General features: G+C 36.7%; 12 protein-coding genes. All 12 read left to right on the top strand.

The window, feature by feature from the left end:
* Nucleotides 1–656 precede the first annotated feature (656 nt).
* The 12 genes from LC036_RS06675 to LC036_RS06620 all read left to right on the top strand — a co-directional run bounded on the left by LC036_RS06675 (nucleotide 657) and on the right by LC036_RS06620 (nucleotide 11,393).
* Entirely contained in the window at nucleotides 657–866 is a 210-nt protein-coding gene (locus tag LC036_RS06675) for a hypothetical protein (RefSeq protein ID WP_226579898.1), read from the top strand.
* Nucleotides 867–1,324: 458 nt separating this feature from the next.
* A complete protein-coding gene (locus tag LC036_RS06670; protein WP_226579895.1) occupies nucleotides 1,325–1,597 on the top strand; it encodes a hypothetical protein in 273 nt (90 codons plus the stop codon).
* An 11-nt stretch (nucleotides 1,598–1,608) separates the two neighbouring features.
* Nucleotides 1,609–1,839 (top strand): hypothetical protein, encoded by a 231-nt coding sequence (locus tag LC036_RS06665; RefSeq protein ID WP_226579892.1) that lies wholly within the window; start codon nucleotides 1,609–1,611, stop codon nucleotides 1,837–1,839.
* 265 nt (nucleotides 1,840–2,104) lie between these two features.
* On the top strand, nucleotides 2,105–3,262 hold the full coding sequence (locus LC036_RS06660) for a hypothetical protein (RefSeq protein WP_226579889.1): 1,158 nt from the start codon (nucleotides 2,105–2,107) through the stop codon (nucleotides 3,260–3,262).
* Between the two features lie 96 nt (nucleotides 3,263–3,358).
* Nucleotides 3,359–3,757 (top strand): hypothetical protein, encoded by a 399-nt coding sequence (locus tag LC036_RS06655; RefSeq protein ID WP_226579886.1) that lies wholly within the window; start codon nucleotides 3,359–3,361, stop codon nucleotides 3,755–3,757.
* Nucleotides 3,758–4,151: 394 nt separating this feature from the next.
* The gene (locus LC036_RS06650) at nucleotides 4,152–5,045 is read left to right on the top strand and encodes a hypothetical protein (protein WP_226579883.1); all 894 of its coding nucleotides are present in this window, start codon (nucleotides 4,152–4,154) and stop codon (nucleotides 5,043–5,045) included.
* 217 nt (nucleotides 5,046–5,262) lie between these two features.
* Nucleotides 5,263–5,544: a putative quinol monooxygenase gene (locus LC036_RS06645; RefSeq protein WP_226579880.1), complete on the top strand. Its 282-nt coding sequence runs from the start codon at nucleotides 5,263–5,265 to the stop codon at nucleotides 5,542–5,544.
* Between the two features lie 229 nt (nucleotides 5,545–5,773).
* Nucleotides 5,774–6,751 (top strand): phosphotransferase, encoded by a 978-nt coding sequence (locus LC036_RS06640; RefSeq protein WP_226579877.1) that lies wholly within the window; start codon nucleotides 5,774–5,776, stop codon nucleotides 6,749–6,751.
* A gap of 316 nt (nucleotides 6,752–7,067) precedes the next feature.
* Nucleotides 7,068–8,219 (top strand): M14 family zinc carboxypeptidase, encoded by a 1,152-nt coding sequence (locus LC036_RS06635; RefSeq protein WP_413229853.1) that lies wholly within the window; start codon nucleotides 7,068–7,070, stop codon nucleotides 8,217–8,219.
* A gap of 303 nt (nucleotides 8,220–8,522) precedes the next feature.
* The gene (locus tag LC036_RS06630) at nucleotides 8,523–9,569 is read left to right on the top strand and encodes an SDR family NAD(P)-dependent oxidoreductase (protein ID WP_226579872.1); all 1,047 of its coding nucleotides are present in this window, start codon (nucleotides 8,523–8,525) and stop codon (nucleotides 9,567–9,569) included.
* Between the two features lie 194 nt (nucleotides 9,570–9,763).
* Nucleotides 9,764–10,018: a hypothetical protein gene (locus tag LC036_RS06625; RefSeq protein ID WP_226579868.1), complete on the top strand. Its 255-nt coding sequence runs from the start codon at nucleotides 9,764–9,766 to the stop codon at nucleotides 10,016–10,018.
* Nucleotides 10,019–10,289: 271 nt separating this feature from the next.
* Nucleotides 10,290–11,393, top strand: coding sequence for a hypothetical protein (locus LC036_RS06620; protein WP_226579866.1), 1,104 nt, complete (start codon nucleotides 10,290–10,292; stop codon nucleotides 11,391–11,393).
* Nucleotides 11,394–11,437: the final 44 nt, after the last annotated feature.

The following is an 11,437-nucleotide window of genomic DNA, read 5'->3' as shown; positions in this document are numbered from 1 at the left end:
AAAGGAGACTCTTATCGCTTAAGGGAAAAGAAAAAGGCTGGCATACAGCCAGCCAAAATCCGCTGATAATAGGGAATTTGATTACGTTGAAAACAGGGAATTTTAAACCGTTGTTGACACTACTGACTTACCTAACCTAACAACCATAGTCTGACTATCCCTTAACCCCTTATCTAAAACTTCTAATGAATCCACTGAAATAAACTTTAGCTTTTTTGCCTCTTGCATTAACTTTATTATTATCCGAATAATCTTGGAAGGAAATTGGACCCAAAAAACCTTTACCCGATTTCTCTAATTATCTAAGAGCTGGATCAAAGATGCTTGCCAATTTAATCTCTCCTCTTTATTTAATTAATAAAATATTAATTTTATTATATAATTTGTCCTATTAAATTTGAAAGGATAAAAACAGTCTTTATAGTATATATTTATATAAAAATATAGAAGAAATTGTATAATTTAGATAGTGCTAATGTGTTTAGTTAATTTTTATTTTCATTAGATTTTTGAGATAAAACTTAATTAGAAGGATTGATGATATTTAGATGAAAAACTCCAGCGAAATAATAAGTTCACAAAATCAAGCTCCAAGTATAAGTACTAATGAATTACATGGACTAATTAAATAATCTATACTAAATGTTCGAGAAGATTTGCATGATAATCCATATATAGAAGAAGCTTTAAGGGTTCTACCAGTTGGTGGATATAGAAGTGCTATAGGTGCTTTTTGGAATGCTGTAGTAGATGACTTACGTAATAAGATAATATATAGAAGTCTCACAATGTTTAATAAAGAAATGGAAATAGGCCGTGAAATAAATACATATGATGACTTTCAAAATTATGTGAATGATGATTAACTAATTGAAGGTGCATATAAAATCGGTGTAATTGGATGGGAAGCAAGTAAACTATTAAAACATGCAAAAGAAACCAGGCATATTTTTAGTGGTCATTCAAAAAGTACAGATCCTTCAGTTATAAAAGTGCTCGCTATGATGGACGATTGTATTAAGTATGTTTTAAACGAAGAATATCCTATGCAAATAATTGACATTAATGAATATATGGAGATACTTGCCACTGAAACTTATGATAGAAATGCAATAGGGATAGAAAATGCCTTAGGAGATCTCCCAGAACGATATAAAAATGAGTTAATAAATCGTCTTTTTACATCTTATATACACCCAAACAGTACTACAATTCTAAGGTCAAATATTGAATTTGTGCACCTATATTATGGAAAGTATTAGCTAAACTAGTAAAGGTTCAGGAAGTAAGAAGGTTAGATCAGGAGATAACTAAAGGAAACTCAATGACTATTGATTTAGCCTTTTCATTTATAGAAACAGTTAACGGATATGAATACCTTACTCTAAATGATAAGAAGTATAAAATTGAACCTTTAATTGATGAACTTGAGGCAAATTTAGATGTATTTAAAATAGAGAACAAATGTGTTAGTGAATTAGAAAGATTTGCTGGGAGTATCCCTACAGAATTACTACCACGATATGTAAATGCGATGACTCAAACTTATGTTGGTCATATTGGTGGATCAATTTTTATGCTGATGGGGCCGCGATAAAAATCCCAGGAATGTTTGAAAAATTTGATGACACTGCTGCTGAGGCTTTTATAAATTGTATTAAGAGGAATAAAAAAATAATTCAAAGAATTAAAAGTCCGGCCAAATTGAGAAGATTAAGATCTTTGGGAAATATTGTTTTAGAAAGAATATCTGAAAACTTTCATGATAAGGGTATTTTAATAGCCCTTAGTGATGAAGCAATGGAAAAAGAGTTTTTTGAAAAACTTAAGAATAACTAGCATTTTTAATATAAGACGCCGTTATATAATAGCGTCTTTTAAGTGTGATAAAATAAATTAATGTTGAATTTAATTACCTATTATTACTGATACATCTAAATAAGATAATGGAATAGCTTAAAATCATAGCAACTAATTAATTGCATAGCCATATTATAGACTTGGAAAAATTGATAAATAGACCTCTATCTCGTGGGAATGTTAAGAGGAATTTGTGCAGTTTAATAGTAATATCAGTATAAACATTTGGAAAGGGAGAGGAAGAGTGAATAAGGGAACAAAAAGTTTAGAACATGGATCTATAGGTGAAACGAGGACAAAGGAACTACTAATTGATAGGTTTTTTATTTTAGAACGTTCATTGGACGACGAAGGTGCAGATTTTATAATCCAAAAAAGATTATCTAGCTTAACTGGTATAGAACCAGCAAGGTTAGGTATAGTACAAGCAAAGTATAGAGAAAATGTAAATAGTGAGATTGAATTAAAAGAGGAATACGTTATAGGTGATAAAGAAACAAAGCATGAATTCTTTCTGTTAATACATACAGGTAAAGAAGATTCAAAGGAGAAATTTTTCTTGACGGCTGAACAAATTTCTAAATTCCCTTTAAAGTCAGGAACGTATAGAATTAGCTCACTGAAAGGAAGCTCGTATAAAGAAATTAGCAATACAAATATTCTTAATAAAATTGAAAATTGTATGAAAGAAGTAGAATTTATAAACAACCAAAAATTTGTTCAGAGATATTTGTCTGGTGCTCTAAATGAAAGAGAAAAATTAAAAGAAGATTATTACATGCATTTAATTGAGTCTGATGAAAATTTTATTAAAGCTACAAGGGTTTTCAAAGAACAATTAGGTAAGAAAGTTTCTGAAGTAGTTAAACAATTGGATGTAGTAACACAAATAATAAAGTCGGATGACCCTAGTGAAATTATAGGCCAGCTAAATGATTTAGGGGAAATCAAATACTTAGATGTTGAATCTATGAAATTAATATTAGATGAACTAAATGGTTTAGCAAGGGGCTTTAATCATCACAAAGAGAATATTAAAAGATATAAAGAAAGATTAGAGGGATTAAATGAAAATACAAAAAGTAAAATTATAAGTTTCAAATATGAAATGGAGAAAAAGCTACTTTCGCAAATAAAAGTTGGTAATAGGAGCAATAAAATATATTACTCAAAAGTTGCTGTAGAGCCTAAAAGGACAAAAGTAGATTTGAATATATATCAAACAGGTGAATATACTGGTGAACCATTTATAGCAAAATATGAAAGGTCTGAGTGTGGTTGTTTCTATTTCTTTTTCACTTGGGCAATACATAATCAACATGATGATTATTGGAATGTCAGTAATATTACAGAATGTATCTTCGAATCAATAATACCTAAGTTTGTAGATTTTCTTGCCTAGTGATTTTAGATTCTCTAATTATCCTTAAAAAATAATAATTCTCATTGATTTACACCTCGCTTTTCTTAGATATAAGGAAAACGAGGTGATTATTTTATGCTACCAAATAAAGAGCAACTTATAGAACATTTATCAAATAAAATGACAAACCAGGATATTGCTAAAATATATGGAACAACCTTTCAAAAGATAATTCATTTAATAAAGAAGTATGAAATTAACCCAAATGATTTAAGAAAGGTTAATCAGTACATTGTTTACGAGCATTGGATTAAAGAAGAAGTTGTTTATGTCGGAAGTGGTGTTTGGTATCGTTGCAGAAGGTATACTAATAGAAGAAATATGGAACATGTATCTTTAATGAAGTCAGGAAAACTCGAATATCGTTTTGTAGGTGAATATGAAAAAGAAGGAGATGCAAGAGTTCATGAAATAGAGCTCATCCGTAAATACAAACGTATAGGACAAGCAAAATTTAATAAGGAAATTGGTTAATCACTTGACGATTATAGAGAGGTAAATGCATAATTAAAAGTAATCGTGTTACCAAATAATAAAGATATTTCTATAATCGTTGATATGATTGATCGAACTGGTTAAATGGTATTTTTTGGTACTCAAAATCGTGTTCCTTCGCAATTACCGATACAACCGTGGCCACATGTACTATAAAAAGATTAGTAAGACGTTATCCTTTTATAAGGATAACGTCTTATTTTATTTAAGACAGATATATAAAGCGAATTTTAACAGGTAACTAAATAATGAGCTTTTTAAAAATGTTTTGTATTAAAATTGCTTAAAACTATGAAGATCATTAATTAAATGATTCTAAAGGTCTGTTAGAATTATTCCTATGGTTAAATACATAATGAAAAGAGGCTTATTAATGACAGCTAGAAATCTATTAGCAATCACTACACTCGTTGCTTTAATTTTCATATCTGCATGTAGTGGGGATAAAGAACAAAAGGAAGGTAACGAAAAGCCTGAAGCGTTCGAAACCGAAAAGACTTTAGAAAACATGGCTCATGAGGATGATGTGAAAAAGGAAGAAAGTTCTAAAAGTGCTGGATCAGAGAAAAATAACGGTGAAGCAATCGAAAATATGCAAAGTTCAAAAGTAGTTATTCCTGACGAATATGAGAAATATGCTGAAACCCTGAATAACTTTGAACTCCCCCAGGAAGGACGCTTATCCGATGAAGAAGCTGAGGAAAAGCTGGGAATGACTAGAGAAAGGAAGTCAGGAAAAGTTATTTATAGTAATGGAATGATTTTTAATGAAAAGACAAAAGAATTAACTTCTCAAGTGTGGTTGAACGAGCAACGTCCATATCCACATGGCAGTCAAGTTTTGGGTTTCTTTAGAACAATTATACATTCCTGTGTTTCTGATGTAGAAATAGCAAACCATAGTAATATTGATATATACTCCACAGACGCAGAAGCTGGTAGAGGAGGGGTGTCAAACAGTGGTATTTTGGCTAGTGGGACGTTACCGCTTGATATCCTATCTGAACGGGACCGCCAGTTCTTTGGAGAAAATAATGGGTGGAGCCAGGTGTTAAGTAGAACGGATTATCTACTAAAACAGCTGCGTCAGTTTGAAGTTTATTTAGATGATGAAGGATACGATCACCTTGCATCCTGGACAACAGAAACCAATGATTTATTTGAAAAAGCGTATGCAACAGAACAATCAAATTGGGAAGAAGGGTATCGATCATTTCACAAAGGAATGAAGCGTGTAAAGATGATGGAATACGCGATCTCTAATTAGGTAACAGACTAAAGTTTTAATTACCCTAACCAGATTTCGACTGAAACTATTTAAAATTTGTTAAAAAAGGGTAAGATACTATTGTCGCATTTGGATATTCTGTTTCGTTGAAGTCATTGGCAGAGTATATATCTAGTACATGAACGTGTATTATGGATCTTCGAAATTCACGAAAGACCAGCGAAAGTTTTCTTTCCATCAAACAGGAGGACATTTTATGATTACCATCAATGCCATACTAAAAGCAAAGCAGGGCAAAGAAGAAGAGCTTTTCACAGAACTAAAGAAAGTCATTGAACCGTCCAGAGCAGAAGATGGATGTGTAGACTATGTGCTCCATCGCTCTATTGACGATGACTCGGTTTTTCTGTTTTATGAAACATGGCAGGATCAGGAGGCCTTTCAGTCTCATATTGATTCTCCGCATTACCAGGCTTATCGCGAAGCAACAGCGGATTTAATGGAATCAAGGGAAGTTCGTAAATTCCAAAAGGTTTAAAAGTGATAGGGTGTTTAGTCTGCAGTCCTTTAGCAGCTGAAGTCCTGTCTTTTCCTGATGTAATCTAAGACGATATAATCCAAACCAGTTGGCTCATGAGGCTTTCTACAGAAAGGATTACAATCAGAAGATGTAATAATCAACCTGTTATCCATCATATGGATGACAGGTTTTATTTTTTGGGCTATGGTAAAGGAAAAAAGGGATGAATCCTATGTCTCTAAATTTCTTGGATTTCAAGCAAATATGTGCGCATGCAGGACTTGGCGCAATAGTTGGCGTACCTGAAAGCTTATCTGGAGGGCTGCTACATAAAATATATGCCATTGAAACCATCAGCGGGAAATACGTGGTTAAGCTTTTAAACCCTGAAATCATAAATAGACTCGGTGCAAAGCATAATTATCGTCAAGCAGAAAGTATAGCGGAACACGCTTCCCGATCAGTTCCAACATTAGCGGCAAAAAGAATCAATGGTACGTTCTTGCAGGTGTGGGGGGATCACCATTATCTTCTATATGATTGGATAGTGGGGAGAAGCCTTACAAACAATGAAGTCACTGCTTTTCATAGTGAAAAGGTAGGCTCTATCCTTGGACGTATTCACAGCCTGGATTTTTCACATCTGGAACTGACAGATCATTGCACCAACATAGAAGTCGTGGATTGGGATTTCTATAGGCAGCACGGGGAGAAGCATAACGCTGAGTGGTGGGAGTTGTTTCATTTTCAATTATCACAACTCCATGAATGGAATGCTCGAGCGGTAAGAGCGGGGAAGATACTTATTACGGAACGAGTGGTTAGTCATCGGGATTTAGATGCTAAAAATGTGATGTGGCATCAAGGAGAGCCTGTAATTTTTGATTGGGAGTCTGCCGGCTGTGTCCATCCTATGTGTGACTTTATGGAAACGGCCTTGTATTGGTCTGAAAATAATGAAGGGTCTGTTGAAATTGACAGACTTCGTGCTTTTATTCGAGGTTATGAAAGGCACCGTCCGAGACTGGATACGGACTGGGAGACAGTTCTTGAACATGGTTTTTCCGGAAAACTGGACTGGCTTGAATATAATCTGAAACGGTCCTTGAAAATGGGGTTTAGTGATGAGGAGGAACAAAAACTGGGTACCGCCCAGGTGATAAAGACGTTGCGGGAATTAAAGCATTATGCTGCCGCTTTTCCGGTGTTGTTAAAATGGCTTTAACGTAGTGGAATTCCTGAAATCATCTATTCTAACCGTTTACCGGTAAACCAATCGGTGAAACCTGTCCTGCCAAATATGGAGGAGAGGTTTTTTATATACATCTTTACGCCTGTATGCTCATTAGAGGAAGGTAGATTTAGAACTAGACAAAAATCTTTTGAATGAGACATAAGGTTCGTTTTTTCACTATGTAAGAGGAAATAATATTTCAGGGAAGAATTACATAATTGTCAGAAAATTTCAAAGGAGGGCTTTTGTGGGAAAAAAGAAGAAGGTCGCTTTATTATGTAGTTCTGTTGTACTTTCAATGGGAATGATGAGTCCGGTTTACGCTGCACCGAATGGCACCAATCCTGGGACACCGGATAATCAGCAGTATTCGATTTCTGGGTTTATCGGTCATTCGGAATTAAGCAAGAAGTTGAATCAAATTGAAAAAAGCAGTCAGGGAGAAGTGAATGTGGAAGTTGCCGGTTATTCCAATCAGGGCCGTGAAATTTATACAGCAACGGTCGGCTCGGGAGATAAGGTCATTCTTATTCAAAGTGAAATTCACGGGAATGAAAAAACAGGCACAGCGGCTTTATTGAACATGCTTAAACAACTGGGGTCCAACAACTCAGCTGAATATCAAAAAATACGGGAAGAAGTGACGATCGTGGCCATGCCGATGATCAACCCGGATGCGACTGAACTCAATCGACGAGGAAACGATCTATCCTGGAGTGAAGTGGAGGAGGACTTCCCACAGCTACAAGGATCCGCGCCCTCCTGGAATTACTATACGTATACAAATCAATACTGGGACTATGCTTCCAATCCTGGGTTTGATGTCAACCGTGACTTCAATCCAGACCTGAATTATACACCGAAGGCAGAGGATTTTCCTGGAGATTCGTCTATGCCCGGCTGGTACATTACACCAGAAGCTCAGACGGTTCGTGACGTATACAAAAATTTGATGACTGAATTTGGTCAGGTAGACGTGTTTGTGGATCTTCATCACCAGGGAGAGTATTATGTTGAAGGAACAGATGATAAAGTGACGCTCTCCATCTCTGGGGATTTTGTTCCGGATCCTTCTAGTGAAGAAGGGTCCAAATATAGCCAATACTCGGATACGTATAATGAAGAATTATCGAAGCAGTTAAATGTTGCAGCCTATGATGCACTTCAGGACCGTGGCAACTCTCCATTTGATAACATTACTCTTTATCCGCAGAACCTTGATCTGCCGGGCACAGCTCTTGGATCATTCGCCTTAAATGGCAGTGGAACCGTTTTGTTTGAAGTGACCGGGCAGACACAAAGTTACGGTCAGAAGAAGATCGGACAGTTGGTGGAAGCGGTGGAAACGGGCGTTTACGGTATTATTAAGGGAGTAGCAACAGGTGATGTATATGAAATTAATCCAGATGAATATGATGAGATTCCATTAACGGACCGTGATCAGGACTATGGACTGTAAGGGACCGAGCCTGCTTCTTCATTAGAAGCAGGCTCTTTTACGAGGTCCAAAGTTTTCTGATTGTAAAAGCTTCAGCTGAGCTTACGATTATATTGTAAATAATGGATGGAATGAGAGGGGTTATTTTTCTTTTAACGGCATGAATTCAACATTCACACCAAATATCCAGTTCTGTAAACTGACAGATCACTTATCTCTCTTGCTGAATCCCTGACTTATGTATGTTAAACTTTGAAAAGTATGAATACATTTATTATTTTGTGTGAATGTATATAATTAATCATTTGGGTGGGATCGAACTTCATGAATATACTTTTAACAGGTGCGACAGGGTTTGTAGGGAAGCAATTGACAATACGTCTGCTTAGTGAAGGTCATACGGTGTATGCCTTAGCTAGAAACGAAAGAAAAGCACAAGCCCTTGAGAAAGCCGTTCCGTCTGAGTTTCAACAACAATTGATTCACATTCACGGGGATATCTCTAAAAAACTAGTTGGTGTATCATCCGAGGATGTCGAAAGGTTAACGAACCAGATCGATACGGTTTATCATATAGCCGCTTACCTCTCATTTGATGAACAGGATCGTGAAAAAACATTTGAGATAAACGTGGAAGGTACGAAAGAGGTATTGGAACTGTCGAAGAAGATAGGGACGGAGAACTTTTTCCACGTCAGTACAGCTTACACGCTCGGTGATGCACAATATGCCGAAGAGGAACTTCATCCAGTCGATCGTTCCTTCGTTAATTCCTATGAGGAAAGTAAGTGTCACGCTGAGCACTTAGTGTTCCAATATAAGGAACACTTTAACATTAATATCTACCGCCCGGCCATTATTGTGGGAGATTCAAGAACAGGAGAGGCAGATACAACGTTCGCTTTGTATGGAATTATTCGAAGCTTTCAGATTATGAAAAAGAGGATGGAGCGGAAAAACCTCGTCGATTCACCTAAAGTCCGTTTCCTCTGCAATGAGGATACCGCTCAAAATTTCGTTCCTGTAGACTATGTTGTCGATGTTTTAACGGCAGGACTCGAAAATGGAAAGCCTCATACGATTTATCACATTACCAACTCCAATCCTCCTATTAACCGTAAAGTATATGAGATTCTGACATCAGAACTTGACTTTCATCAAGTACAATTAGTTCCTACCGATAGAAAAGATGAGCTGACAGAGCAGGAACTTCGGTTTAATGAACCGATGGAAGTGTTCCATCCCTATATCGATAAGACGTTAACGTTTGATGATTCAAATACCAGCCAGTTATTAGGTGACAGTAATGTTAAACCCCTGGACATGGATGAGAAAGTTCTTAGAACCATCATCGCAGAAAAGTGCAGGTAAGCCATACTCTTCATATAGAAAAGGTATTGTGAACAGCTTTCATAAAGAAACTCTCTTAGAAAAAGAGGGTTTCTTTTTTTACGTGTCCATTACATTCAGTTATAAAATAAGATTGTCATCATCAATAGTGAATGTTAGATGCTATTGAGTTATATAAAAAGACAAAACCTGAAAATAGATAGGAAGATTCGACCTTGCCTTCAAATAAAGATGCAAATTCTGACCGGTATTACCTTTTTGTCGTGCTGTTATTTTGGATGCTGCTGACAATAAACACCTTCTTTGTCGAAGCGGAATGGTTTGATTTCTTATTTTATACAGCTTCTCTTCTAGGGGGTGGATTATTTGTAGTTATTCAATTTAAGAATAGAAAGTTTTTAATAACCCTACTTGCTGTCTTACTTTTTATTGCCTACGCCTATGAGTTAATAGCTGTTCCAGTTCCATGAGTGTAGGGAGAATGATAGTTGGATTTACATATCAATAATAGTCGTTAAAAGTTACACACACCCATACCCAAACCTAATGTTTCTCTTTTTAAATTCCAGCAAAGTTTTATGAATCAACCATGGCAGCAGCCGATATAGGTTCATTCAATACAGGAATTTTTCATCTAATTTTGTCTATAAGTCTCTTAATCTCAAAAAATATGTTAAAATATAGAAAGTTTTCACCTCGAAAAAAAGGAGCAAAAAACATTACATAAGGAAGTGAAACATCATGAGAAAAATAACCATGGCTGCAGCAGCCGCTTTGATTTCGTTGACGCTTGCTGCTTGTTCAGATGAGACATCAGCAACAAAGGACGAGAGCTCAGAGGAACCAAAAGCAGAACAAACAGAGGAGAGTGTAGACAAAGAAAGCGCTAAAAAGGAAGAAAAACCAGAACAGCCTTACGAAGCGATGGAACCATCAGAGGATGCGGAGCCGGTGAAGGAAGGTTTGACCGAAGAGGAACTCTCGAAGATGCCGAAGGTGGAAGCACATGGAGGCGATCGTACACGCATGATTCCGGTGGGGCAGACACTTGTCGATGGAGCAGAGGATCAGACGGACGGTCCATTGAAGGATCACCGAATTGTTGCGTATTATGGTCATCCTAATTCTGAGAATATGGGAATCTTAGGAGAAATGGAACCGGAAGCATTAATGGAGAAACTTAAGGATCAGACGCAGGCGTATTCGGATGCGGATCCTGAGCGCCCGGCTATACCGATGATTGAGTTAATATCAACGGTAGCCCAGCGCACTCCAGGGCCGGAAGGTAAATATTACCACCGGACATCGCCGGAAGACATTGACCGCTATGCAGAACTTGCGAAAGAACATGATGCCTTGTTAATGCTGGATGTTCAGCTCGGCACTGACTCTGTCATGAATCAAGTGAAGCTGATTGAGGAGTGGCTCAAGCTTCCATATGTTCATTTAGCGATCGATACGGAGTTCCATGTCTCAGAAGGTGAGACGCCGGGCATCAACCTTGGTCAAGTGAATGGGGCAGAAGTTCAAAAAGCGGTGGATTATTTGTCAGAGATGGTGGAAGAAAACAATCTGCCGGATAAGATCGTTCTCGTTCATCAGTTCATGGATGAAGCGCTGACGAATAAAGAAGCCATCCAGCCAACAGATAATGTTGAAGTAGCACTCAATTATGATGGGTGGGGACCTTCGTATACGAAAATGTCCCTTTATCGTAAATTTGTGCGGAATGAAGCGGTTCAATATGGTGGTTTTAAAATCTTTTATAAGAAAGATCAGCCGGTGATGTCACCGGAGGAAGTACTGAAACTCGATCCGAACCCTTCGATTATCAACTATCAGTAAAAGAAAAAGCCCGATGCAGGAAATATTCTCTGCATCGGGCTTTT

It is taken from the genome of Halobacillus litoralis (assembly GCF_020524025.1).
GTDB classification, from domain to species: Bacteria; Bacillota; Bacilli; order Bacillales; family Halobacillaceae; genus Halobacillus; species Halobacillus litoralis_D.
The sequence above is the reverse complement of the archived record's forward strand: the minus strand, read 5'-3'. Positions and strand labels throughout refer to the sequence as shown.